The 23,115-nt window shown below is 77.2% G+C and carries 23 protein-coding genes and 1 pseudogene; 11 read left to right on the top strand and 13 right to left on the bottom strand.

The features are described from left to right. Positions 1–42: 42 nt before the first annotated feature. Together WHI96_RS23755 and WHI96_RS23750 are read left to right on the top strand one after the other, a co-directional pair. Entirely contained in the window at positions 43–411 is a 369-nt protein-coding gene (locus WHI96_RS23755) for a hypothetical protein (protein ID WP_345647459.1), read from the top strand. 112 nt (positions 412–523) lie between these two features. Then, positions 524–1,294: a hypothetical protein gene (locus WHI96_RS23750; RefSeq protein ID WP_345647456.1), complete on the top strand. Its 771-nt coding sequence runs from the start codon at positions 524–526 to the stop codon at positions 1,292–1,294. Between the two features lie 320 nt (positions 1,295–1,614). Here WHI96_RS23750 and WHI96_RS23745 read toward each other — a convergent pair whose 3' ends face one another. Beyond that, the gene (locus tag WHI96_RS23745; RefSeq protein ID WP_345647454.1) at positions 1,615–2,025 is read right to left on the bottom strand and encodes an STAS domain-containing protein; all 411 of its coding nucleotides are present in this window, start codon (positions 2,023–2,025) and stop codon (positions 1,615–1,617) included. Positions 2,026–2,344: 319 nt separating this feature from the next. Between WHI96_RS23745 and WHI96_RS23740 the strand changes: the two genes are divergently transcribed. Further along, positions 2,345–3,034: a TVP38/TMEM64 family protein gene (locus tag WHI96_RS23740; protein WP_345647452.1), complete on the top strand. Its 690-nt coding sequence runs from the start codon at positions 2,345–2,347 to the stop codon at positions 3,032–3,034. Positions 3,035–3,038: 4 nt separating this feature from the next. Here the strand turns inward: WHI96_RS23740 and WHI96_RS23735 are convergent, their stop codons facing one another. Genes WHI96_RS23735 through WHI96_RS23725 form a run of 3 tightly spaced genes read right to left on the bottom strand, consistent with a single transcriptional unit; the run spans position 3,039 to position 6,255 of the window. After that, positions 3,039–3,830 (bottom strand): endonuclease/exonuclease/phosphatase family protein, encoded by a 792-nt coding sequence (locus WHI96_RS23735; protein ID WP_345647449.1) that lies wholly within the window; start codon positions 3,828–3,830, stop codon positions 3,039–3,041. 8 nt (positions 3,831–3,838) lie between these two features. Next, the gene (locus WHI96_RS23730) at positions 3,839–5,404 is read right to left on the bottom strand and encodes an FAD-dependent oxidoreductase (protein WP_345647446.1); all 1,566 of its coding nucleotides are present in this window, start codon (positions 5,402–5,404) and stop codon (positions 3,839–3,841) included. Further along, complete coding sequence (locus WHI96_RS23725) at positions 5,401–6,255, bottom strand: carotenoid biosynthesis protein (protein ID WP_345647443.1); 855 nt, start codon at positions 6,253–6,255, stop codon at positions 5,401–5,403. The genes WHI96_RS23730 and WHI96_RS23725 overlap by 4 nt, the downstream gene beginning before the upstream one ends. Before the next feature lie 128 nt (positions 6,256–6,383). On the opposite strand from WHI96_RS23725, the gene WHI96_RS23720 reads away from it, so the two are divergent. Together WHI96_RS23720 and WHI96_RS23715 are read left to right on the top strand one after the other, a co-directional pair. Continuing rightward, complete coding sequence (locus WHI96_RS23720; RefSeq protein WP_345647440.1) at positions 6,384–7,523, top strand: glycosyltransferase family 2 protein; 1,140 nt, start codon at positions 6,384–6,386, stop codon at positions 7,521–7,523. Continuing rightward, positions 7,520–9,085 carry a phytoene desaturase family protein gene (locus WHI96_RS23715; protein WP_345647437.1) on the top strand — a complete coding sequence of 522 codons (1,566 nt, stop codon included), beginning with the start codon at positions 7,520–7,522 and terminating at the stop codon, positions 9,083–9,085. Before WHI96_RS23720 ends, WHI96_RS23715 begins: the two co-directional genes overlap by 4 nt. Here WHI96_RS23715 and WHI96_RS23710 read toward each other — a convergent pair. Next, positions 8,973–9,665: a CDP-alcohol phosphatidyltransferase family protein gene (locus WHI96_RS23710; RefSeq protein ID WP_345647434.1), complete on the bottom strand. Its 693-nt coding sequence runs from the start codon at positions 9,663–9,665 to the stop codon at positions 8,973–8,975. The genes WHI96_RS23715 and WHI96_RS23710 overlap by 113 nt on opposite strands. 36 nt (positions 9,666–9,701) lie before the next feature. Between WHI96_RS23710 and WHI96_RS23705 the strand changes: the two genes are divergently transcribed. After that, on the top strand, positions 9,702–10,514 hold the full coding sequence (locus WHI96_RS23705) for a YhjD/YihY/BrkB family envelope integrity protein (RefSeq protein WP_345647431.1): 813 nt from the start codon (positions 9,702–9,704) through the stop codon (positions 10,512–10,514). A 24-nt stretch (positions 10,515–10,538) separates the two neighbouring features. Here WHI96_RS23705 and WHI96_RS23700 read toward each other — a convergent pair. Further along, positions 10,539–10,685, bottom strand: a pseudogene (locus tag WHI96_RS23700) (SDR family oxidoreductase); the annotation flags it as partial. A 99-nt stretch (positions 10,686–10,784) separates the two neighbouring features. Here WHI96_RS23700 and WHI96_RS23695 point away from each other — a divergent pair. After that, a complete protein-coding gene (locus WHI96_RS23695; protein ID WP_425571634.1) occupies positions 10,785–11,072 on the top strand; it encodes a TetR/AcrR family transcriptional regulator in 288 nt (95 codons plus the stop codon). A 144-nt stretch (positions 11,073–11,216) separates the two neighbouring features. On the opposite strand, the gene WHI96_RS23690 is transcribed toward WHI96_RS23695, so the two are convergent. Both WHI96_RS23690 and WHI96_RS23685 read right to left on the bottom strand, forming a co-directional pair. Then, the gene (locus tag WHI96_RS23690) at positions 11,217–12,887 is read right to left on the bottom strand and encodes an FAD-binding dehydrogenase (protein WP_345647428.1); all 1,671 of its coding nucleotides are present in this window, start codon (positions 12,885–12,887) and stop codon (positions 11,217–11,219) included. Between the two features lie 143 nt (positions 12,888–13,030). Next, positions 13,031–14,473 carry a hypothetical protein gene (locus tag WHI96_RS23685; protein WP_345647425.1) on the bottom strand — a complete coding sequence of 481 codons (1,443 nt, stop codon included), beginning with the start codon at positions 14,471–14,473 and terminating at the stop codon, positions 13,031–13,033. Between the two features lie 272 nt (positions 14,474–14,745). On the opposite strand from WHI96_RS23685, the gene WHI96_RS23680 reads away from it, so the two are divergent. Both WHI96_RS23680 and WHI96_RS23675 read left to right on the top strand, forming a co-directional pair. Beyond that, positions 14,746–15,060 carry a hypothetical protein gene (locus WHI96_RS23680; protein ID WP_345647422.1) on the top strand — a complete coding sequence of 105 codons (315 nt, stop codon included), beginning with the start codon at positions 14,746–14,748 and terminating at the stop codon, positions 15,058–15,060. Beyond that, positions 15,057–15,965, top strand: coding sequence for an arsenic resistance protein (locus WHI96_RS23675; RefSeq protein ID WP_349302444.1), 909 nt, complete (start codon positions 15,057–15,059; stop codon positions 15,963–15,965). The genes WHI96_RS23680 and WHI96_RS23675 overlap by 4 nt, the downstream gene beginning before the upstream one ends. Positions 15,966–15,978: 13 nt before the next feature. On the opposite strand, the gene WHI96_RS23670 is transcribed toward WHI96_RS23675, so the two are convergent. The 4 genes from WHI96_RS23670 to WHI96_RS23655 form a co-directional block, all read right to left on the bottom strand. After that, a complete protein-coding gene (locus WHI96_RS23670; protein WP_345647500.1) occupies positions 15,979–17,178 on the bottom strand; it encodes a homogentisate 1,2-dioxygenase in 1,200 nt (399 codons plus the stop codon). Next, entirely contained in the window at positions 17,153–18,961 is a 1,809-nt protein-coding gene (locus tag WHI96_RS23665; RefSeq protein WP_345647416.1) for an FAD-dependent monooxygenase, read from the bottom strand. The genes WHI96_RS23670 and WHI96_RS23665 overlap by 26 nt, the downstream gene beginning before the upstream one ends. Positions 18,962–18,988: 27 nt before the next feature. After that, positions 18,989–19,948, bottom strand: a complete 960-nt coding sequence (locus tag WHI96_RS23660; protein ID WP_345647413.1) for an MBL fold metallo-hydrolase — start codon at positions 19,946–19,948, stop codon at positions 18,989–18,991. A gap of 173 nt (positions 19,949–20,121) precedes the next feature. Continuing rightward, positions 20,122–21,447 (bottom strand): MarR family transcriptional regulator, encoded by a 1,326-nt coding sequence (locus WHI96_RS23655; RefSeq protein WP_345647410.1) that lies wholly within the window; start codon positions 21,445–21,447, stop codon positions 20,122–20,124. A 376-nt stretch (positions 21,448–21,823) separates the two neighbouring features. On the opposite strand from WHI96_RS23655, the gene WHI96_RS23650 reads away from it, so the two are divergent. Beyond that, positions 21,824–22,258, top strand: coding sequence for a hypothetical protein (locus tag WHI96_RS23650; protein WP_345647407.1), 435 nt, complete (start codon positions 21,824–21,826; stop codon positions 22,256–22,258). A gap of 224 nt (positions 22,259–22,482) precedes the next feature. On the opposite strand, the gene WHI96_RS23645 is transcribed toward WHI96_RS23650, so the two are convergent. Beyond that, the gene (locus WHI96_RS23645; RefSeq protein ID WP_345647404.1) at positions 22,483–22,686 is read right to left on the bottom strand and encodes a hypothetical protein; all 204 of its coding nucleotides are present in this window, start codon (positions 22,684–22,686) and stop codon (positions 22,483–22,485) included. On the opposite strand from WHI96_RS23645, the gene WHI96_RS23640 reads away from it, so the two are divergent. After that, complete coding sequence (locus WHI96_RS23640) at positions 22,685–22,882, top strand: hypothetical protein (RefSeq protein ID WP_345647401.1); 198 nt, start codon at positions 22,685–22,687, stop codon at positions 22,880–22,882. The two genes, WHI96_RS23645 and WHI96_RS23640, sit on opposite strands and share 2 nt — an antisense overlap. Positions 22,883–23,115 lie beyond the last annotated feature (233 nt).

The raw sequence follows: 23,115 nt of genomic DNA, 5'->3' as shown, positions 1-23,115 counted from the left end.
GTACCGGACGTGATCGACGACGGCCGGCACCGGGAGGCCCGCATGACCACGACGCCCGACCGGCAGCTCCGCGACGCGCTCATCGCCGACCCGGTCCTGCAGGCCCTGGGGTTCGGCCACCGCACCGTCGGGTCCGCGCCCCCGCCCGCGGGGCCGGGCATCGTGCTCGGCTGGTCCGGGGAGTGGGCGGCGTCGGGTTCGGCCGCGCTCGGCACGGTGGTCGTCGACGTCGTCGGCGTCGACGGACGCACCCGGGCGGCGGTGCTGGCCCGGGTCGAGGTCGTGCTGTCCGGGCTGCGCGGCGGCCCCGTGCGACGGGTCGGGGCCGGGTCCCCCGCGGACGGGGTCACCGTGCTCGCCGGGACCGGCGAGCCGGCCGGCCGGACCGCACGCAGCGCGACCGTCGGGTAGCGACCGGTCACCGCCCCCATTCGGTGACGGGCCCGGCGGAACGGACACGACTGCACATCCGCCCAGGTGGGGGGCCGTCACGGCGATCTTGACCTCGCGTACGGTGCGGCCCATGGCTTCCGACACGAGCAGGCCCACGGACGGCAGCACGGCGACCGGTACCCCGGAGACCGACGGCGCGTCCGGCTCCGTCGCGACGGACCGGGCGACCACGACCGGCTCCGCCGGAACCGACTCCGCCGCCACCGACACCCCCGCCACCGACACCCCCGGGACCCCGGCCGACAGCGGGACGACCGCCGCCGAGGGTCCTGCGACGACCGGCACGAACGGCACGAACGGCACCGACACGAACAGCGCCGCCACGAACGGCACCGACACGACCTCGGGCGCCGCCGCGGCCGCCCCCGTACGGACCGGGTCCGGCACCGAGGCCGGCACGACCTCCACCCCGACCACCGCCACGACGTCCGGCGGCGGCCTCGCCGGAGCGGGCGCCGTCGTCGCCGCGGGGCTCGGTCTCGCCTCGCTCACCGGCACCTCGGTCGGCGACATGCTGCGCGAGCGCGAGTCGCTCGTCGGCCAGATCCAGGCCGCGACCGGCAGCCCGGGCGACACCATCGAGTCCTTCTACAGCGCTCCCTGGGACGTCGTCGCCGTGGTCAACGGCGTCGTCGCCCTGGTCGCGGTGCTCGTCGGGCTCGTTCTGGTCCTCGGCCCGGCCGCCCGGCCCGCCGTGGGCGCCTGGGTCCGGCCGGTCGCCCTCGGCGGCCTGGTGCTCGGCGTCCTGGGGCTGCTGGTCTCCGGCGGCATGTACCTCGACCTGTTCGCCTCGACGCCGGTGCTCCCGCAGATGCCGGGTATCCCGGGCCTGGGCGGCTGACCCGCCCGGTCCCCGGGCCGTGACCGGCCACGGTTCCGGTGCCCCCGCGGGAGGTCGTCGACCATGAGGACTCTCGTCACCGGAGCCGTGCGCCGACCGCGGCGGTACCGACCGGGTCGCCCCGTTCACCCGCTCGATCGCTTCCGCTCCCGGTCGCCGCGGTCCCGTCCCCGGGTTCGGCGCGGGTCACCGGCCGGTGACCGCGTCGCACCCGCCGACCGCGGGCGACCGGGAGGGACGCCGTGCCGCCTCGGTCCCCGTCGGTGACGACGCTCGTCGCCGTGGTGCCGCTGCCCCGCTGAGCGCCCGGCCGGGGCGGGTCAGGACGCGTCGGCGACCGGTTCGTCGACGGCGACCACCGTGAGGCCGGGCCCCCGGACCAGCCGCAGCGCGCGTGCCGCCGGCGCGGCCGGGTCCAGCACGACCACGAGGGAGGCGCCCGTGGCCCGGGCCCGGTCCGCGGCCGCGCGCAGCATCGCCACCCCACGCAGGCCGAGGAAGCCCACCGCGTTCAGGTCCAGGACGACCCGGCCACCGGGGGCGGTGTCGACCGCGGCGAGGACCCGTGCCTCGACCGAGGGGCCGGTCGCGAGGTCGAGCTCACCGGACACGCCGACGACGACGGTCGCGGCGCTGCCGCGTCCGACGTGGACCTGCGGGTCGGTGTCGCCGGTGCCGGTGTCGGCCGCCGGGACGGAGAGGAGTCGACGGGATGGCGTGGGTGCGGTCATGGGTCCGCCAGGAGGGAGGTGGGACCGGTCCCGGCTGCGGGGACGGTCGGCCCGTGGCGCCGTCGGGGCACGGAGCTGTACCGGACGGCCGAACGGCGACGGCTCCGAGGAGGGCGTCGCCCGGAAGATGCGCCGAGCTGGTCCGGGATCGTCGCGGTCGAGAAACCCGGTCCGCCACCGTAGCCGTCGCCGGCACCGGGTGTCCAGGGTGCGGGTCGCTCCCCCGGCGGGCCGGCGCCGCGGCGGGGATACTCGCGACGATGCCGACCGCACCGGAGATCCCCGTGGCCGCCGGGCCCCGACCGCCCGCCGGAGCCCGGTGACCGGGCCCGTCGTCGCCCGCCTCTGGCGTCCCGTCCTGCTCGTGGCGCTGGTGGGTGTCGCGGTCGTCGTCGCGGTCGCCGTCGGGGTGCCCTCGGTGGGGCGGCTCCGCGACGGCCTGGCCGGGACCGGGTGGGCGGGCCCGCTGCTGTGGGCGGCGCTGTACGCCGGGCTGTCGCTCACCCCGGTGCCGGTCAGCCTGCTCGCCGTGCTCGGCGGGGTGCTGTTCGGGTTCGGCGAGGGGCTCCCGGCCACGCTGGCCGGGAAGTTCGTCGGTGCGGCGGTCGGGTTCGCCCTGGCGCGACGGCTGGGCCGGGACACGGTGCTGCGGCTGGTGGACCGCTCGGGCCGGGGCGCGGAGCGGATGGCGGTGGTCGACGACCTGGTGCGCCGGCGCGGTCTCCTGGCCGTGGTGGGGGTCCGCCTCGCGCCGGTCCTGCCGTACTCGGTGCTGAACCTGCTGTGGGGGCTGACCGCGGTCCGGTTCCGGCACTACCTCCTCGGCACCGTCCTGGGTGTCACCCCGGGCACGACGGCGCTGGTCGCGGTCGGCGCGTTCGGCACCGACCCCGGGTCGCTGCCGTCCCTGGTGTCGGTCGTCGGGCTCGCGGTCGTCGGCCTGACCGGGGCCGTCCTGGCCCGGCGCCGACTGGCCCGTTCGCGCGCCGACCCGCCCGCGGACGACTGAGGGCTCAGCCGGGCACCACCGTCGCGGCGACCGCGCGGTGGTCACCGACGTCGAGCTGCAGCACGGCCGGGTCCCGCCCGGTCAGGCGGCCGAACGCGATCAGGTGGTCGAGCTGGGCGCGCGGCGTCGTCGCCGGGAACGTCTGCCCGTCGACGAGCCGCCGGCCGCCGGTCACCATCCCGGGGAGCGAGCCGGGCAGGTTCAGGTCCCCGGCGACGACCACCGGCCCGGGCAGCCCCGCCGCCCAGCGCCGCAGCGCCCGGAGCTGGCGGACCGCCGTCGCCGGGGCGAAGGACAGGTGGGTCGCCACCACCGTCAGCGTCCCCAGCTCGGCGGCGACGGCGGCGCGTGGCTCGTCGGGGAACCAGGAGACCCGGGTCCCCCCGCCCGGGGCGGGCACCGGCACCGGCAGCCGCGCCCGTCCGGCCCCGAACCCCACCACGTGCCAGCGGCGCACCGGCAGCCGGGAGAACAGCGCGACGCCGTAGCGCGGCCCGGGCGCGGGGTCGCCGGGACCGCGCAGGACCGGGGGGTCGAGCGGGGTCCACGACGGCAGCGGGTCCGGGCGCGGCTCGCCGTGCATGGTCGCGGCGGTGCGCCAGTCCACGGCACCGAGCCCGGCCGCGAGCAGCGACGGCTGGTCGTCACCCGCCGAGCGGGACTGGCCGGTGTCGACCTCCTGCACCGCGACGACGTCGGCACCCACCCCGGCGACGGCCGCCCCGAGAGCGGGGCCGGTCAGGTACCGCCCGCCCGCCCCGCGGCCGGAGGCGAGGTTCAGCGACGCGACCCGCACGGCGACGGTCAGCGGGCCGCGGCGTGGCGACCGCGGGCCCCGCGCAGCGCCGGGACGCCGGCGAGCAGCCCGCGCTGCGGGATCCCGTCGACCGGTTCGGCGGCCGCCCCCAGCTCGGCGAGCACGTCGTTCGCGGCGAGCACCCCCGACATCGACGAGCGCTCCATCAGCCCGGCGAGGTAGGGCGTCTCCACGAAGTCACCGGCCACCCGCAGGCCGCGCGCGTCGGTCCGCACCCCCGGCCGGGTGCCCGCGGTCCCGGGCGGGAAGGCGGGCGCGGTGGCCTCCAGCCGGTCGTACCGGTCGAGGACGGTCGCGCCGGCGGTCTCGGGCCACAGCACGGCCAGCTCGGCGCGCAGCGCGGCCGCGGCGGACGCCGCGTCGGGCTCGGCGCAGGAGTAGGAGTGCAGCTCCACCACCGACCCGCCGGACGCGGCGGCCCACCGGGCCGAGGGCTCCTCCAGCCGGGAGTAGACGGTGACCGAGTCCAGGGTCGGCTGCCCGCTGACGGCGCTGAACACCGCCCGTCCCGGGTCGACGTCGCGGTCCAGCCACAGCCTGCTGACCGCGAACGGGGGCGCGACGCGCAGCGCCGCGCACTGCGCGTGCAGCCGCGGCGCCGTCGTCGCCAGCCCGGGTGAGCCGGTGACCACCGCGCGCAGCGCACCCGGGTCGAGGGCGAGCACGAGGTGCCGGGTGGTGGTCGCCCCGGGGCCCTCGACCCGCCAGCCGGTGCCGTCGGGGTGCACCGCGGTGACCCGCGCCCCGGTGCGGACCTGCGCCCCGAGGGAGGTCAGGTACCGCCACAGCGGCTGCCACACGGCGGTGGCGTGGTCGGTGCGCGGGGCGTCGAACGCGATGCCCTCGGGGTTGCCGAGGAAGTAGTAGTGGAACATCGCGACGAGCTCGGCGGCGGACAGGTCGCCCTGGTTGCAGAAGAACGACCGCGCGAACGCCTCGAACAGCATGCTGCGGGTGCGCTCGGTCATCCCGAGCCGGTCGAGGAACGACGCGGCGTCGACGCCGTCGAGCTCGGCGGTGGTGGTGGCCCGGTCGTAGGCGAGCAGGGCGCGTCCGGCGTCGGGATCGGCGGAGGTCAGCTCGCGGCGCGACAGGCTCCTGCTGCGCAGCGCCAGCGCGAGCAGGTTGAACGGCGGGGCGGCGGGCAGCCCCGACAGGTCCTCGTCGGGCCACCGCGCGGAGATCACCGGGTAGTGCCCGACCGGGCGCAGGAACGACAGCCGCGGGTCGGCGCGGCGCAGGATCGACCGCCAGGTGTAGTACTGCCGGAAGAAGGCGTGGAAGCCGTGCTCGACCTGATGGACGGTGCCGTCGGGCAGGGTGTGCGGCCATGCCCCGAGCCGTCCGCCCAGGTGGTCGGCCGCCTCGAGCAGGGTGACCCGCACCCCGCGTTCGGCCAGCACCACCGCCGCGGACACCCCGGCGATCCCGCCCCCGACGACGACCGCCTCCGACCCCGCGGGCACCTCGCGGGGCAGCAGCGGGTCGGGGGTCACGAGTCGCCGCCGGCGCATGCGCAGCGGCGCGGCGCGGTGGCGCAGCGGATCGGTCACGGGGTCCCTCCGGGGCGGACGTGCGGACCGTGCCGGCCGGGGCGCCGGGCGCCGGGCCGGGGGACGGCGGGACGGGGGGCGGCGCGGTCGCGGCGCAGGACGAGCGCGTACGGGACCGCGACCAGCCCCATCAGCACCCCGCCGACCAGGGCGGAGCCGGGCAGGCCGAAGAACACCAGGTGGGCGAGCACCGAGGAGGCGTAGACCCACAGGTACAGCGCGGCCGCCGGCCCCGAGCGCCGCGGGCCGCCGGGCAGCGCCCGGTGCAGCGTCCCGACGATCAGCAGCGAGACGACCAGCCAGCCGGCGTAGTTGGTCAGCGGGATGCCGGGCACCAGCGGGAGCCCCGGGTCGGGGTGCGTCCAGACCCAGTGGCCCGCGTCGACCATCTGCGGGTCGAGGAACACGTCCCAGGCGGCCAGGGCGAACGCACCGACGGCGACGGTCCCCGGCCCGCTCCGGGCCAGCGCCCTGCCCACGACGAGCGCGGGCCACGCCATCATCGCCCAGGCCATCAGCACGACCAGCGGGACGCCGGCCACCTCGGCGCCGAGGGTCCCGGTGTAGGAGTAGGCGCCGAACGGCCACCCCGTGGCCAGCCCGACGGACTCCGCGACCAGTCCCCCGCCGCCGGCGACGCCGAGCAGCACCAGCCCGCCGCGGGTGCCGTGCACCCGGACGACGTCGGCCACCGCGGCCAGGAAGAACACCGCCACGCTGAGCACCGTCACCGGCGTCCGCAGCGCGGTGGGGGTGAGCGGGTAGAGGATCTGCACGGTCACCGCTCCGGCGACCAGCACCCAGGCGGGCAGGGTCGTACGCAGTGCCCGGGGGGCAGCGGCCAACGCCACGCGGGAACCTCCGTACGGTCCGGTCGGGGGGTGGTCCCACGGTGCCACCACCCGGGCGCGCCCGCGCGTCGTCCGCGGCCGCGGACGACGTCGCGCGGCCGGGCCGCCCCCTCCGTAGGGTCGCCTGCGTGCTCCTCCGCCGGCCGCTGCGCGCCGTCCGTCCGCTCGTGGCCGCCGGGTCCGTCCTCGCCGCCGCCGGGACGGTGCAGGCCTGGGTGAACCGGGCCGGGCTGCGTCGCCCGCCCGCCGCGCCGCCGACGGTGACCGTGCCGGTGTCGGTGCTGGTCCCCGCCCGCGACGAGGCACACCGGATCGCGCCGACGGTGCGGGCGCTGACCGGGCAGCGCGGGCTGGCCGACGTCGAGATCCTCGTCCTCGACGACGGCTCCACCGACGGGACCGCCGACGTCGTCCGTGCCGCGGCCGGCGGCGACCCCCGGCTGCGGGTGCTCACCGGCACCCCGCCCCCGCCCGGGGTGCTCGGCAAGCCGCACGCCTGCGCCGCGCTGTCCGCCGCCGCCCGCGGCGAGATCCTCGTCTTCGTCGACGCCGACGTCGTCCTCGTCCCGCACGCCGTCGCCGCCGCGGTGGCGCTGCTGCGCGACCGGGACCGGCCGCTGGACCTGCTGTGCCCGTGGCCGCGGCAGGTCGCCTCCGGCCCGCTCGGCCGGCTGGTGCAGCCGCTGCTGGCCTGGTCCTGGCTGACGACGCTGCCGCTGGCCGTCGCCGAACGGTCCGGACGGGGGTCGATGGCCGTCGCGAACGGGCAGTTCCTGCTGGTCGAGGCGGCCGCACTGGCCCGGGCGGGCGGCTGGGCCGCGGTGTCGGGCGCCGTGCTCGACGACATCGGGCTGGCCCGGGCGGTCCGCGCCACCGGGGGCCGGACCGGCGTCGCCGACGGGTCGCAGGTCGCGTCCTGCCGGATGTACGCGACCGGCGCGGAGCTGCGGGCGGGCTACCGCAAGTCGCTGTGGGCGGCGTTCGGCTCGCCCGCCGGGGCGCTCGCGGTCGGCGCCGGGCTGGTGCTGGTCTACGTGCTGCCCGCGCTCGCCGCGCTGACCGGGTCGCGTGCCGGGCTGCTCGGGTACGCCGCCGCCGTCGCCGGGCGGGTGCCCGCCGCGCGGTGGGTCGTGGGGCCGTCGGGCGGCGGCGGCGCGGTCGACGCGCTCGCCCACCCGGTGTCGGTGCTGGCCCTGCTCGGGCTGCTCGTGTCCTCGTGGGCGGGCAGGCTGCGCGGCACGCTGAGCTGGAAGGGGCGTGCGCTGTGAGCCGGGTCGTGGTGGTCGGCGCCGGGCTGGGCGGGCTCGCGGCGGCGGCGCGGCTGGCCGCCGCCGGGCACGCGGTCACCGTGTTCGAGCGGGCCGCCACCCCGGGCGGGAAGCTCGGCGTCGTCACCCGGGACGGGTTCACCTTCGACACCGGCCCGTCGCTGCTCACGATGCCGGACCTGCTCGACGACCTGTTCGCCGCGACCGGCGGCCCCGCGGACCTGCCGGTCACGCCGGTCGACCCGGCCTGCGGCTACGTCTTCGCCGACGGCACCCGACTGAACCTCCCGCACGCCGCGGCCGCGGTCCCGGCCGCCCTCGACGCCGCCCTGGGCACCGGCGCCGGCGCGTCCTGGTCTGCGCTGCACGAGCGCTCGCGACGGCTGTGGGACCTCGTCGGGGAGCCGGTCCTGCGCCGCCCGCTCACCCCGGCCGCGCTCGCCCGGATGAGCGCTCGGCCGGCCGACCTGCGCGCGGTCGCACCGTGGCGGACCCTCGACGGGCTGGGCGGGCGGCTGCTGCCCGACCCGCGGCTGCGGACGTGGCTGAACCGCTACGCCACCTACTCCGGTTCCGACCCGCGCCGCACACCGGCGGTGCTGGCGGTGACCGCGTTCGTCGAGCAGGAGTTCGGCGCGTGGTGGGTGCCGGGCGGGCTGCGCCGCATCGTCGACGCCCTCGTGGACCGCTGCGTCGCCCTCGGCGTCACGCTGCACCCGGGCACGGCCGTCGACGAGGTCCTCGTGGAACGCGGCCGGGCCGCCGGGGTCCGGGCCGGGGGTCGCGAGGTGCGCGCCGACGTCGTCGTCTCCGGGGTCGACGCGCAGGTGCTGCACGAGCGGCTGCTCCCCCGCGAGGTCGCGCGCCGGGCCCGCAGGCGGCTGCGCCGCATCCCCCGGTCGACCGCCGGGTTCGTGCTGCTGCTCGGGCTGTCCGGCCGGGAGCCCGGACCCGCGCACCGGGTGTGGTTCCCGCGCGACCAGCACGCCGAGTTCGACGCGATCTTCGGTCGCGAGCCGCGTCCGGTGCCCGACCCGACCGTGTACGTGCACGCCCCCGACGACCCGGCGCTGCGCCCCGACGACGCCTCCGAGGGCTGGTTCGTGCTGGTCAACGCGCCCCTGCACGACCCGGGCCGCGGTGTCGACTGGGACGCGCCGGGGCTCGCGGAGCGCTACCGCGACCGGGTGCTCGGCGTGCTCGCCGCCCGCGGCGCCGACGTGCGCGACCGCCTGCGGTTCGCCGAGGTCCTGACCCCGGCCGAGCTGGAGCGGCGCACCGGTTCGCCGGGCGGCGCGATCTACGGCACCGCCTCGCACGGTCCCCGGGCCGCGCTGCGCCGGCCCGCCAACCGCGGCCCGGTGCCGGGCCTCTACCTGGTCGGCGGGTCCGCGCACCCGGGCGGCGGCATCCCGCTGGTGCTGATGTCGGCCGAGATCGTCGCCGGTCTCATCGGCCCGGCGGCGGGCCCGGCGGCGGCTCGGGGAACCGGGCCGGGATCGTCCGCGCCACCCCGGCCGCCAGCTGCACCAGCCCGACCGCACCCAGGACCGTCCAGGTGAGGGCGAAGACGGTCCCCCACGACATGCCGACCAGCGGCGGGCCGGCCGGGAGCACCGCGGCGCCGAGCGCGGGCAGGGCGACCACGACCAGCCGGGTGGGCCGCTCGGCGACCGTCACCGCGCCCACCCCCGGCATGCCGACCGACTGCGCGCGGGCGCGCAGGAACTCGTGCACGAACACCAGCGCGAGCGCCGCGACGACCCAGCCGGCCGGGGCGCCGAGCGCGACCAGCACCGCGCCGAGCAGCAGGTCACCGAGGCGGTCGGCGACGGCGTCGACGACCGCGCCCAGCGGCCGGGCCCGCCCGGTGCGCAGCGCGACGGCGCCGTCGAGGCCGTCGAGCACCCCCGCCGCGACGACGAGCACCGCGGTCACCGCGGTCCACGGCGCCCCGGCGAGCGCCAGCCCCCACGCCCCGGCCAGCACGGCCACCCCGGACAGCGACAGCACGTCCGGCGGGACCCGGGCCACCGGGCCCGCGGAGAGGACCCGCACCATCCGGAGCCAGCCGCGTACCACGGGGGAGGGCCGGATACCGCCGTGCAGGGCCGACCAGCCGTCGTCGTCCCCGGTCGTCATCGGACCAGCGTGCCAGCGCCGCACCGGCGGCGCGCCGTGAACCGGGCGCGCGCGATCGCGCAGCGGCTCGGCAACACCTTCCCCGGCAGCGACATCGCGCTGTGGGCCGCCGGCGCCACCTACTTCGGGGTGATCGGGCTGGTGCCGCTGGCGATGGTCGCGCTGTGGGGGGTCGGCGCGCTGGCCGGGCCGGAGGCGGTGACCGCGGCGATGGAGGCCGCGATCGTCGGGCTGCCCGGCGGGCACGGCACGCCCGAGGCGTTGCGCACGCTGGCCGCGGTGTCGCTGTCGATGGCGTGGTGGCAGGCGCTGGTCGTGCTGTTCCCGGCCAGCCTCTACGGCGAGGGGCTGCGCCGCGCGTTCGTGCAGATGACCGCGGCGCGGGACCGGCTCACCGGGTGGCGCGGCCGCGCCGGGCTGCTCGGGGTCGCGGCGGTCGCGCCGTTCCTGGTGCTGGTCGTGCTGGGGGCGGCGCCCTACGTCGGCCCCCTCTACGACGAGGGCGGCTGGTCGCTGGTGTGGGGTGTCGTGGTCGCGTTCCACGTGGTGTGGGTGACCCTGTCGACGGCGCTGCTGGCGGTGTTCGGGCTGGTCGGGCCCGGGCACCTGCGGCGGCGCGCGCTGGTGCTCGGCGCGTTCGGCACCGGGTCGGTGCTCGCCGGGTTCCTGCAGGGCTTCCTGCTGTTCCTGGCCATCCCGATCGAGTGGTCGGCGCCGTTCGCCGGGATGCCGGTGATCGGCTCGGTCTCGGCGCTGGCGCTGTGGCTCTACCTGCTGCACATCCTGGTGCTGTGCGGGTTCCGCGCCACCGTGGTGCTCGACGAGGTCCTCGCCGCCCGGGACCGGTGATCCCGGGGCGGCGGGCCCGTCGGGTCACATGCCCATGCCGCCGTCGACCGGCAGACCGGCGCCGTTGACGAACCGGGCGGCGTCGGAGGCCAGGAAGGCGACCGCGTCGGCGATGTCGGTGACCTCGCCGAGCCGGCCCGACGGGGTCAGCTCGACCACCGCGCCGACCGCGGCCGCCGAACCGCTCCACGGTCTCGGCGACGGCGGCGGTCCACGAGGCGTCCTCGGTGACGTCCAGACGCACGAACCCGTGCTGCTCGCAGGGGCTGCGTGGCACGGGCGAACCCGGTCGACAAGCACGACGCGCGCCGTCGCGCGCTGGCGGACTCGGCCCTGCAGACCCTCGGCGAGCTCGGCTACGCCCGGGCGTCGCTGCGCGAGATCGCCCAGCACTCCCCGTACAGCCACGGCGTCGTGCACTACCACTTCGCCGACGAGCTGGAGCTGATCGTCTACTGCGACGACCCGCACGCGCTGGACACCCTGCGCGCCGAGGTCCGCGACCTGCTGCCGCTGACCCTGCGCCCGGTGCCGGTCGGGGCGGGCACCGGGACCTGAGGGCGGCGCCCAGCCCGGCGCGGGGTCCTCTGCGCCGTGTGCCCGGGCGATGCCGTGGCCGCCGATCGCGCCGGGGTGCACGCGGCCGTCGGCGAGGACGTGGCCGTCGCGGGCAGGCGACTCCCGCTCGGTGGGAGACCGGGTTCAGACGGTTCCGGCGAGGCTCCGACCGGCGGCCCGGCCGGAGAAGACACAGCCACCGAGGAACGTGCCCTCCAGCGCGTTGTACCCGTGCACCCCGCCCCCGCCGAACCCGGCGGCCTCCCCCGCCGCGTAGAGCCCGGGGATCGGTTCGCCGTGGGCGTCGAGGGCGCGGGAGCCGAGGTCGGTCTGGATCCCGCCGAGGGTCTTGCGGGTCAGCACGTGCAGCTTCACCGCGATCAGCGGACCGGCGGCGGGGTCGAGGATCCGGTGCGGCGCCGCGACCCGCCCGATCCGGTCCCCGAGCGAGCGGCGGGCGTTGTGGATGCCCTGGACCTGCGCGTCCTTGCTGTAGGGATTGGCCAGCTGCCGGTCGCGGGCCTCGATCTGGCCGCGGATCAGGGCCGGGTCGAGCGGCGGGGCGTCGGTGAGGGCGTTCATCCGACCCACCAGCTCGTCGAGGGTGTCGGCGACGACGAAGTCCTCCCCGTGGGTCGTGAACGCCTCGACCGGGCCGGGCGCACCCCGGCTGAGCAGCCGCTCGCGGAGGAAGGCGCTGCGGCGCCCGGAGGTGATGTCGGGGTTCTGCTCGGAACCCGACAGCGCGAACTCCTTCTCGACGATCTTCTGGGTGAGCACGAACCAGGAGTGGTCGTAGGGCGCGATGTCCGGGGTGGTGCGCAGGTGGCGCAGGGTGCCGAGGGTGTCGTAGCCGGGAAGGTACGGCGCGGGCAGCCGCCGCCCCAGCGCGTCGAACCACATCGAGGACGGCCCGGGCAGGATGCGGATGGCGTGGCCGGGCCAGACCGGGTCCCAGTTCACGACACCCTCGGTGTAGTGCCACATGCGGTCGCGGTTGACCAGCCGCACACCCGCGTCGGCGGCGATGTCGAGCATCCGCCCGTCCACGTAGGCCGGCACCCCGGTGATCATCGACGACGGCGGGGTGCCCATCCGCTCGGGCCAGTACCGGCGGACCATCTCGTGGTTCGCGCCGATCCCGCCGGTGGCCAGGACGACCGCGGGCGCGGAGAGGGTGAACTCCCCGGTCACGTCGCGGTTGCTGGGGGCGCCGCGCGGCGAGTCGTCCGGGGCGAGGACGGCGCCGCGGACACCGGTGACGGCGCCGTCGGTGCGGACCAGCCCGTCGACACGGTGCCGGTGGTGGAAGGTCACGAGCCCGGCCTCGGCGGCGCGCAGCGCGGAGTCGACGAACGGTCCGACGACGCCGGTGCCGGTCCCCCAGCTCACGTGGAAGCGGGGCACGGAGTTCCCGTGGCCGGTCGCGGTGAGGTCGCCGCGCTCGGCCCAGCCGACCGTGGGGAGGAAGGAGATGCCCAGCTCCGTGAGGTAGGGGCGCTTCTCCCCCGCGGCGAACTCGACGTAGGCGCGGGCCCAGCGCGCGGCGTGGGTGTCCTCGTCGTCGAGGCGGTCGAACCCGGCGCTGCCCTGCCAGTCGCTCCAGGCCAGCTCGACCGAGTCGTGCACCCGCATGCGGCGCTGCTCGGGGCTGTCGACGAGGAAGATGCCGCCGAAGGACCACCACGCCTGCCCGCCGAGGTCGACCGGCCCCTCCTGGTCGACGACGGCGACCCGGCGGCCCCGCCGGGTCAGCTCGTGGGTGGCGACCAGACCGGCCAGTCCGGCCCCGACGACGATCACGTCCGCGTCCATGCCACTCCCGTTCGTCGCCGGCCCACCGCACCCCGGCAGGGGCGGCCGGTACGCACAGACGTATCAGATCCGGGCCCGGGAACGGGTGACGGGCGGGCCGCGGCGCTCCTGCGCCGCGACCCGCCCGCCGGGGACCCCTGGGGTCAGCGCACGACCGTCGTGGTCACCCGGGTCGCGTTGTTCGTGAGCTTCGGGTCACGGACCTGGGAGGGGGCGACGGCTCCCGCGAGGGTCCGCGGCCCGGCCACCGTGCGGTCGGCGGTCACGGTGATCGTGAAGGTCGACGCGGTACCCGCGGCGACGTTCGGGACCAGGTAGGCGACCGAGCGGCCGTCGCCGCCGACGATCCCGCCCGGGGCGGCGGTGACCTTGAGGCCCTGCGGCAGGGTGACGGCACCGGTGACCCGGGTCGCCGCGGCCGGGCCGGCGTTGCGGACGGTCACGGTGACGGGGGTGGTGGTGCCCGCCTTCAGCGTGGCGGGCACACCGAGCGCGACCGACAGGTCGGCCTCGCGCGGGATCACCGGCGCCGGGGTCACGGTGAGGGCGAACGTGGTGCTCAGCGTGCCGGCGGTGGCGGTGACCGTCACCGGGCCTGCGGTGTCGCCGGCGGACAGCGCCGGGCCGGTGGCGACGCCGTCGGCGCCGGTGGTGGCGGTGGCGGTGGCCCCGCCGGGGAAGGCGGCGCTGCCGCCGGTCACGGTGAAGGTGACGTCCTGGCCCGCCACCGGGGCGTTGCCCGCTCCGGTGAGGGTGGCCGACAGCGGCTGGGCGAAGGCGGTGCGGACCCGGGCGCTCTGCCCGTTGCCGCCGGTCGCGGCGAGCGCGCTCGGGACGACCGGGTCGTCGAAGTCGACCGTGGTGCCGTTGATCCGCAGGTCGTCGACGCCCGAGCGCAGCCCCGGGTTGCCGCTGCCCTGGTTGACCGCGATCCCGCCGACGACGACGGCGTCGGGCAGCGCGGCCTTCACCGCGGCGAAGTCGGCGGTGTAGCTGGCGAAGCCGTACTTGTTGGGCACGCCGGTGGTGACGGGGTCCGTCCCGCTGGCCCACCACCCGCCGCCGGCGCTCGACACCGGCCACGTCTGCCAGGTCCCGTCCTGCAGCGGCGTGGTGGCGGTGTAGACGGGCTCGAACACCAGCGTCGTGAACGTGGACCCGGCCTTGTTCGGGTTGAGCGGGATGTTCAGGGCGGGGACCTGCCGGGTGTCGTTGCCCTGCTCGACGAGGGTCGAGTACTCGAGGTCGGTGATCTCCGAGAGCTTGCGCCCGTTGAAGCCCTGGGCGTACACGGTGACCTTGTCGCCGCCGCCGGGGGTGTCCAGGCGCAGGTAGCCGCGTCCGGTACGGGCCCGGGCGTCGTCGACGACGGCGGCCGTGCCGGCGTTGCGGACGGCCGCGCAGTACCCGGTCGGGCTCACCGTCGCGCCGCACGCCGGGATCTGGTCGTTGCCGACCCGGACGCCGTCGGCGGCGGCGGCGGTCCCGGCGACGAGCGGGACGAACCCGACCGCCGCCACCAGCGCGGCCGCCAGCAGGCGTCGTCCGCCCACCCGTGCTCCGCGCTCCCCGACCCGACGTGCCATGACTGCCTCCACCGCTCCGCCCGTCCCCGGGCCGCCGTCGCCGGGACCTCTGTGGTCCCGACGGCCCGTGTGTCGTGGCGACGGTCACGGTCGCTACACGGCCTCATCAGAGCTGATGAACCACTCGGAGTATCACCAGGTGAGCCGGTCGGGGCACGGTCGGCTCCCACCGTCGGCGCAACGACGACACGCCAGCGGACGCGGGAGGACCGATCGTGGGACCACCGGGGTGCCCTCTACCGTTGATCCGGTCAGCGAGGTGAGCGTGGGAGGTGGACGTGCGGACCGACACCCGGCCCGGCGACAGCCCCTCCCGTCCGCGGTGGCACGTCCCCGGGCTCCTGGGCGCCGCGCTCGCGGCGTCCGCCGCCGCCGGGACGCCCGATGCGGACCAGTGGCAGCTCGACCGGCCCGGCCTCGACCAGGGTTCCAGCGGCGGCCCGCGGCTGACCGGCCCGGACGACTCGGAGATGCTGGGCGTCACCGGTGGCTACCAGCAGGGCGGGGACTCCCCCGACGTCTCCCACGGCGCCGACCTCGGCCCGGCCGCGCAGTCGGCGTACCGCTCGGCCGGGGGCACCGGTTGAGCCGGCTCGTCGCCTGGTGGGACCGCCACCAGGTCCCGCTGTACCTGGCCGCGATCCTCGCCGGGGCGCTCCTCGGTCTCCTCGCCCCGCGGGTCGCGCCCGCGCTCGCCGCGTCGGTCACCCCGCTGCTCGCGCTGCTGCTGTTCGCGACGTTCCTCGCGGTCCCGCTCGTCGACGTCGCGCGGGCCCTGACCGGCACCCGTTTCCCGGTCGTCGTGCTGGTGGCGAACGCCGTGGTGGTCCCGCCGGTCGCGATCGGACTGTCGCGGTGGGTCGCCGACGACCGCGGCCTGCTCGTGGGCGTCCTGCTGGTGCTGCTGACACCGTGCATCGACTACGTCGTCGTGTTCACCGGGCTCGCCGGCGGCGCCCGCGCGCAGATGCTCGCCGCGACACCGGTGCTGATGGTCGCGCAGATGCTGCTGCTGCCCGGCTACCTGTGGCTCGCGGCCGGACCGGAGGTCCTCGCCGTGGTCGAGGCCGGGCCGTTCCTGCACGCGTTCCTGGTGCTGGTCCTGGCCCCGCTGGCCGCGGCGGCCCTGGTCCAGGGCCTGCGACGACGGCGCCCGGGCGGCCGCGCGGCCCGTGTCGAGGGCGCCGTCGCCGGGGCGATGGTGCCGCTGATGGTGGCGACCCTGGCCGCGGTCGTGGGCTCGCAGATCGCCGCCGTCGGGGCGCAGGCGCTCACCCTGGTGCGGCTGGTGCCGCTCTACGTGGCGTTCGTCGTCGCGGCGGTGGTGTTCTCGGTGACGACCCGCAACTCGCTGGTCGTGCTGCCGCTCGCGCTGGCGCTGCCGGGCGCGCTCGCCCTCGCCCCGCTCGCCGTCGTCACCCAGACCCTGGTCGAGCTCGTCGCCCTGGTCGTGCTGGTACGGCTGGTGCCGGTGCTCGTCCCCGCCCGGTGAGCGGGCGACCCGGTCACCGGGCCGGGCCGCGCCCCGCCCAGCTCCACGCGTACGACGGGTCCTCACAGGCCCGCCCGCCCTCACCGAGGGCCAGCGGCCGGAACGTGTCGACCATGACCGCGAGCTCGTCGAAGGACTCCGCGCCGAGCGCCCGCTCGACCGCGCCGGGCTGCGGGCCGTGGCTGTGCCCGCCCGGGTGCAGCGAGATCGACCCCTGCCCGATCCCGGAGCCCCTGCGGGCCTCGTAGTCGCCGCCGCAGTAGAACATGACCTCGTCGGAGTCCACGTTGGCGTGGTAATAGGGCACCGGCACGGCGAGCGGGTGGTAGTCGACCTTGCGGGGCACGAAGTTGCAGATCACGAAGCCGGAGCCCGCGAAGACCTGATGCACCGGCGGTGGCTGGTGCACGCGGCCGGTGATCGGCTCGAAGTCGGCGACGTTGAACGTGTAAGGGTACAGGCAGCCGTCCCAGCCGACGACGTCGAACGGGTGGGTGGGCACCACGTAGCGGGTGCCGGTGATCCCGTCGGGCCCGCCGCGGTGCTTCACCAGCACCTCGACGTCGGTCTGCTCGACGAGCAGCGGCGCCCCGGGTCCGTGCAGGTCGCGCTCGCAGTACGGGGCGTGCTCGAGCAGCTGGCCGTAGCGCGACAGGTACCGCTCGGGCGGGGCGATGTGCGACGACGCCTCGATCGCGTAGGCGCGCAGCGGCTCGGACCCGGTGGGGACCCAGCGGTGGGTCGTCGCCCGCGGGAGGACGACGTAGTCGCCCCGGACCACGTCGAGCGCGCCGAACACGGTCTCGACGACCGCCGACCCGGACTCCAGGTAGACGACCTCGTCGCCGACGGCGTTGCGGTAGAGCGGGCTGGTCTCCCCTGCGACGACGTAGGAGATCCGCACGTCGGCGTTGCCGAGCACCAGCCGGCGCCCGGTGACGACGTCGACCGACTTCCAGTCCGGAGTGCCGAGCTCGTGCAGCCGCAGGTGGCGCGGGAGGAGCGGCCGGTTGTCGGTCAGCGACTGGTCGCCCGGGTCCCAGGGGGTGGCGTCGACGATCGCCGACGGGACACCCGCGTGGTAGAGCAGCGAGGAGTCCGAGGAGAAGCCCTCCTCACCCATCAGCTCCTCGTGGTAGAGCGTCCCGTCGGGGCGTCGGTGCTGGGTGTGCCGCTTCGGCGGGACGTCACCGGCTCGCCTGTAGTACGCCATCATGGCCCTCCTGCGGTCCGGTCGGTGTCGGTGTCGGTGTCGGTGGCACGGTCGTGCCGCGGGCGGTCGCGCGGGCCAGGGCGGCCGCGACGTCGTCGCGGGACGGGGCGGCGAGCACGGCGGCGACGTGGGCGTCCGGGCGGAGCAGCCACACCTCGTCGGGCCGGGCGGCCAGGGCGGCCGTCACCGTCGGACCGGCTCGGTCCCCCGCTCCGGCTCCGACCCCGGCCCCGTCTCCGGCTCCGGCCCCGTCTCCGGCTCCGGCCCCGTCTCCGGCTCCGGCCCCGTCTCCGGCTCCGGCGAGGGCTGCGGTGACGGTGCCCGAACGGCCGTCCAACTCGGCGAGGGCGAGCACCCGGACCGGGCCGGGCGCACCGGCCGCCGCCGCGGCGACCGCGTCCGCGTCGGCCAGCGGCCCGGTGAGCAGCAGGAACCCGTCACGGGCGAGCGCACGCAGCCGTCCCGCACCGGCCGGGGTGCGCACCGGCGCGTCCGGGACGAGCACCCCCGGTCCCGCGGGCGGGACCGCGCCGCGGGCGGGACGCCCGGCGAACGGCCGACGTGCGTCGGCGGTGGTCAGGGCGGAGTCGACGTACCAGAACGGCTCGGCCGGCCGGCCCGAGTCGACCCGCGCCCGGGCCCCGGGGTCGGTGGCCGCCGCGGCGAGGACCTCGGCGCGGGCCCGCACCTGCTCCGCGTCGCGCGGGACCAGGAAGTCCATCGTCGCGGTGGTGACGGCGACGTTCTCCCGGGCGGCCGCGTGCCGCTCGGCGTGGTAGCTCTCCAGGAGCTCCTCCGGCGCCCAGCCGCGGCCGACCCAGGCGATCTTCCAGGCGGCGTTCTCGGCGTCGGCGACGCCGGAGTTCAGCCCGCGGGCACCGAACGGCGACACCAGATGCGCCGCGTCGCCCGCCAGCAGGACCCGGCCGCACCGCATCCGGTCCACCACGCGCGAGTGGAACCGGTAGACCGAGGACCAGACCACCTCGTGGTCGACGTCGCCGATGACCGCGCGGATCCGGGCGTCCAGCGCGCCGGACGCGGTCTCGGCGTCGAGGTCGTACCCGGCCGGGACCTGCCAGTCGATCCGGAACGTCGAGTCCGGGCAGGGGTGGACGAGCACCTGGCGGCCCGGGTTCGCGGCCGGGTCGAAGTGGAAGCGGCGCTCGGTCGCCCACCCCGGGAGGTCGGCGCGGACGTCGCAGATCAGGAAGCGGTCGTCGAAGCTGGTGCCCTCGAACGTCACCCCGAGCAGGGAGCGCAGCGCGTCGCCGCGGGCACCGGCGCAGACGACCAGGAAGCTCCCCGCGATCCGCCCACCGCCGTCGACGGTCACCGTGGCGCCGTCCGCGGCCTGCTCGACGCCGACGACGTCGTGCCCCCAGCGCAGGTCCACCAGTGCCTCGTCGGCGATCCGCTCGTCGAGGATCTCCTCCGTCCGGGCCTGGGAGAGGTTCACGAACGGCGGGAACGCGGGCCGCCCCGGCTCGGCGAAGGTGTGGGCGAACAGCTCGGCGTCGCGATGGAAGGTGCGCGCGGTGGTCCAGGTGACCCCCTCGTCGGCGATCCGGCGCCCGGCACCGACGGACTCCCACACGTCGAGGACGTCGCGCTGCTGGCAGATCGCCTTCGACCCGACCCGGTCCCGTTCCGGGCGGCGGTCCAGCACGACCGTCGGGACGCCGTGGCGGGCCAGCAGCAGCGCGGTGGTCTGGCCGACCGGCCCGGCACCGAGCACCAGGACGGGCGGCGACGGCCAGGTCGGCGCGGCGGACGTCGTCATGGGTTCCCCTCCCCCGTCGCCGGCGCCTCAGCCCTGCAGCCGGGCCCAGACCTCCTGGTCGCGTTCCGCGGTCCAGATCACCGGACGCTCCACACCGGACAGCTCGTCCCACAGCCGGGAGACGTCGAACGGCAGGCAGTGCTCGAAGATCGGCCAGTGCCCGTAGTCGTCGACGAGTGCGGCGTGGGTCGCCTCGAACGCCTCCTTCAGCGTGCCGCCGCGCCCCTGCACCGCGCCGACCTCCCGGATCATGACCTGCAGGAACCCGCGGGTCTGGGCGATCGCGGCGTCGACCTCGGCGCGGCCGCGGCTGACCGCGCCGCGCCCGCCGACGAGCTGCTCGGCGCCGAGCGCGGCGAGCCGGTCGAGGGTGTCGCCCGCCCAGTCGCGGTGGAACGCGTCGCCGGTGTAGAGCGCGGCCCGGGCCTCGACGAGGTCACCGGCGAACAGGATCCGGTGCCGCGGCAGCCAGGCGGTGATGTCGCCCTCGGTGTGGCCGCGGCCGTGGTACTGCAGCACCAGCTCGCCGCGGTCACCGCCCAGATCGAGGGTGAGCCGGTCGGCGAAGGTGAGCGTCGGCCAGGTGAGTACGGGCACGGAGTCGGCGGCCTCGGCCAGCCGCGGCATCCGCGCGAACTCCGAGGCCCAGTCCTCCATGCCGCGCTCGGCGATCAGGGCCGCGGTCGTCTCGTGCGCGACGACGGTCTGCGCGTCGAACGCGCTCGCGCCCAGTACCCGGACCGCGTGGTAGTGCGACAGCACGAGGTACCTGACCGGCTTGTCGGTGTGTTCGCGCAGCATCGCGAGCCACGTCCGGGCGGCGACCGGGGTGGCGAGGGCCTCGAAGCAGACGACGAAGTCCTCCCCCTCGATCGCGCCGATGTTGGGGTCGCCCTCGGCGGTGAGGGCGTAGACGCCGTCCGCGAGCACCTCGAGGGTCTGCTCCTTGGCGGCGGTGTCCGCGGAGGAGGCGAAGGGCTTGGCCACGGCGGGTGTCCTCTCGCGAGCCGGGCGGCGGGGCGGCGACCGTGGCGACCCGTCGTCGGGACCTCCGACCGGCCGGGCACACCCGATGATCAAAGGTTGAAGCACTTGTGGAGGACCGTAGAGGGCCGCGCGGCCCGGCGCCAGAGCCGATCCGGCGGCGCGCGCCGAGCGGTTCAGGTCCGCCGGTTGATCCAGTCCGCCCGGTGCGCCGCCCCGGCGAGGCGGACGAGCAGGGTGTTCAGGGCGGCGAGGTCGTCGGCGCCGAGCAGCGCCGCCCACTCCGACTCGCGACGGTTGTGGGTGCCGAACGCGTCGACCAGCCGGTCGGCCCCGGCGTCGGTCAGCGACAGGTGCACGGTCCGCCGGTCCCCGGCGGCGGGCGTGCGCCGGACCAGCTCCCCGGCGGCGAGGGTGTTGGCCAGGCTGGACACCGCGGCCCGGCTCATCCCGCACAGCTCCGCCGCCCGGCCCGCCTCCTGCCCGCCCGCGACCCACAGCGTGAACAGCAGCCGGAACGCCGACCAGCTCCACCCGGCGGGGCGGTGCACGGTCGACTCGAGGTCGTAGACCAGGGAGCTCGCGATCCGGTGCAGGTTCAGCACGAGCGCCATGGCCGCGCGGTCGGTGCCGGGGAGGCGCTCACCGGTGCGGACGAGCGCGACGTCGGTGAAGGCGAGGAACCCGTCCGCGCCGTCCCTCGCGCCGTCCCTCGCGCCGTCCCTCGCGCCGTCCCCGGTGCTCTCCCCGCGGCCGTCGGCTCCGTCCTCCGTGGCCGACGGCCGGTCCGGCGACCGGCCCGACGACCGCGCCCCGGCTCCCGGCGGGTTCCCGCCCTGTCCCGCGGTCCCGCCCCGGGCCGCGCCGCCGAGCCCCGCGAGGAACGCGGCGACCACCTCGCCCGGCGCCACCCCCGCTCCGCCCGACCCCGGCGCCACCCCCGCTCCGCCCGACCCCGGCGCCACCCCCGCTCCGCCCGACCCCGGCGCCGCCCCCGGTCCGCCGGACCCCGGCGCGACCAGCGCCTGCACCCCGTGGAGCAGGGCCAGCAGCTGTTCCACGAGGACCCCGTCCGGAGCCGGGGCGACGATCTCGCCCGCCCGCCGGCCCTCGTCGAACCGGGCCGCCAGCCGGGCCCGCCACCGCGCGGTCACGCCGGCGAGGACCGCGGCCGGCCCGGGCCCGGACTCCGCGACCCGGGCGAACGGCGTCCCGGTGTGCGCGGTGACCTCGTCGCAGAACACGGTCAGCGCCGCCAGCCCGGACAGCCCGGCCGCGCGCCGCGCCACCCGGGCGTCGAGGGCGTCGAGGGCCCGCCGGAAGGCGCACTCCACGATCGCGGCGCGGCCGGCGAAGTAGTGCCCCGGCACCCCGTGCGCGACCCCCAGTGCCGCGCTGACGTCCCGCAGCGTGACCGCGTCCGGACCGTGCTCGGCGACCAGCCGCCAGGCGGTGTCGGCGATCTCGCCCCGGCGCTGCTCGTGGTCCACCCGCTTCGGCACGGCCGCTCCTCGTGGTCGCTCCCCGTTTTTCTACATCAGGAGAACGATGATGGCGCATCCAGATCCGGGCGGTCCCGGTCCATGTGGTCCGGTCACCCTGTCCGGGCGGCCACGAGGGCTGCTCCACCCGCCCCGACGCCGCCTGTCCGGGACGCGCACCTCACCCCTCGTGGACCTGGTTCACCCGCACCCACGAGCCGCACGCCCCGAACCGGCGCGACGAGGTGACGGTGCACGGCGTCGGGACCGGTTCGGAGAGCACCTGCTCGGCTGAGCCCGGCCCGGTTTTTACCGTCGGCTTTCCCAGGGCTGTCCGCGGGCTGAGGTGGGACGAACTAGCGTCGGGGACACAGTGACGACCGTCCCCGGAGGCCCGATGATCCAGCCGGATCTGCAGCTCGTCGGACCCGCCGAGTTCGCCCGCGACCAGACCCTGCTGCTGCTCGCCGGCGACCCGGCCCTCACCCGGCTCGGTGTCACCTTCGCGACCGTCGTCGCGCTGCCGGGGATCGCCGGGTCGCACGCCGTGCCCGCCCGCCCGACCGAGGACGTGCTGGCCCTGACCTGGTCGCCGCCGCGCGCCGCGGCCGACGGCACGGTGTGCCAGCGCGTGTGTCTGTCGGTGGTCCCGTCCCGCGACGGGCACCGGCACCGCGGCGCGGCGGTCCTGCGCGCCGCCGGGCGGGCACTGCTCGGCGCGGGCGGCTCGGTGCCCGGGGTCGCCGCGATCGGCGTCGCCCGGCCGCACATCCAGCGCTGCGTCGGAGACGGCGTCGTCACGACCGGGTTCGACGTCCTCAGCCGGGGCTGACCCGGCCCCGTCCGGCCCGGCGGCACCGGCGGCACCGGCGGCACCGGCGAGGATCCCGCGGAGCGGCCACCCCGGCCCGCGCGACCGCCGACCCGGCCCGGGCTGGGCCCGCTGGTTCCCGGCGCCGCGCGGACCGCGCGACGAGGTCCGCTCGGCGCGGCGCGCCACCGGGTTCCGGCAGTCTCACGACCTGCCCCACGGGATCTGGGACGCCGGGTCGCCGGTCAGATCGCGCCGGTCAGCTCCCCGGTGACCACGCGACGCTCGTTCTCGGTCCGCCAGGCGCGGTAGTCGGCGTCGTCGGCGGCGGTACCGATCCGGGCGATGCAGTCGGCGCAGAGGTCCGCGACCTGCAGCAGGCAGTCCTGGCCGCAGTCCCGGCACGCGATGAGCTCGGCGACGGGGTCGTTCACGGTCGCTCCGGACATGACCGCGAGCCTACCGAGGGCGCCCGGCCGCTCCCGGCCCGGCCGGTCCGGCACGCGAAACCGCGCCGCGGCGACCCACGCCGATGCCACCGTCGCCCTGCTCGAGACCGTCCACCACGCCGTCGCCGCCGCCGGGGAGGAGGGCTACCGCGACGTCCTGGCCGATCGACGGTCCGCCCCGGCGGATCCGACGTGATCCGAGGTCCCCGGACACGACGCCCTCCCCGGCTCGCCTCCACGGCGCTGCCGGCCGACGAGGCCGGACGCGGTGACGGCGCGCCGGTCCCGACGGTCGTGGCCGCCGCCGCGCCGGTCCCCGCGGTCGTCGCCGTCGCCCCGGCGGCACGCCGACGCCGGCTCAGAGCCCGGTCCCGTGCTCGTCGACACAGGCGGCGCACCGTTGCCCGCCGACATCGCGAGGTCCGGGCG

This window comes from Pseudonocardia tropica (genome assembly GCF_040105315.1).
GTDB classification, from domain to species: Bacteria; Actinomycetota; Actinomycetes; order Mycobacteriales; family Pseudonocardiaceae; genus Pseudonocardia; species Pseudonocardia alni.
Note: the sequence above shows the minus strand (reverse complement) of the source record. Positions and strands in the feature narration are given on the sequence as shown.

What these genes read in the sequence shown, in the direction of transcription:
- WHI96_RS23745 (WP_345647454.1), bottom strand. Translation starts at nt 2,025, where the DNA reads ATGACCGCACCCACGCCATCCCGTCGACTCCTCTCCGTCCCGGCGGCC.
- WHI96_RS23690 (WP_345647428.1), bottom strand. Translation starts at nt 12,887, where the DNA reads ATGGACGCGGACGTGATCGTCGTCGGGGCCGGACTGGCCGGTCTGGTC.
- WHI96_RS23685 (WP_345647425.1), bottom strand. Translation starts at nt 14,473, where the DNA reads ATGGCACGTCGGGTCGGGGAGCGCGGAGCACGGGTGGGCGGACGACGC.
- WHI96_RS23640 (WP_345647401.1), top strand. Translation starts at nt 22,685, where the DNA reads ATGACCGCGAGCCTACCGAGGGCGCCCGGCCGCTCCCGGCCCGGCCGG.
- WHI96_RS23670 (WP_345647500.1), bottom strand. Translation starts at nt 17,178, where the DNA reads ATGGCGTACTACAGGCGAGCCGGTGACGTCCCGCCGAAGCGGCACACC.
- WHI96_RS23750 (WP_345647456.1), top strand. Translation starts at nt 524, where the DNA reads ATGGCTTCCGACACGAGCAGGCCCACGGACGGCAGCACGGCGACCGGT.
- WHI96_RS23645 (WP_345647404.1), bottom strand. Translation starts at nt 22,686, where the DNA reads ATGTCCGGAGCGACCGTGAACGACCCCGTCGCCGAGCTCATCGCGTGC.
- WHI96_RS23665 (WP_345647416.1), bottom strand. Translation starts at nt 18,961, where the DNA reads ATGACGACGTCCGCCGCGCCGACCTGGCCGTCGCCGCCCGTCCTGGTG.
- WHI96_RS23710 (WP_345647434.1), bottom strand. Translation starts at nt 9,665, where the DNA reads ATGACGACCGGGGACGACGACGGCTGGTCGGCCCTGCACGGCGGTATC.
- WHI96_RS23755 (WP_345647459.1), top strand. Translation starts at nt 43, where the DNA reads ATGACCACGACGCCCGACCGGCAGCTCCGCGACGCGCTCATCGCCGAC.
- WHI96_RS23650 (WP_345647407.1), top strand. Translation starts at nt 21,824, where the DNA reads ATGATCCAGCCGGATCTGCAGCTCGTCGGACCCGCCGAGTTCGCCCGC.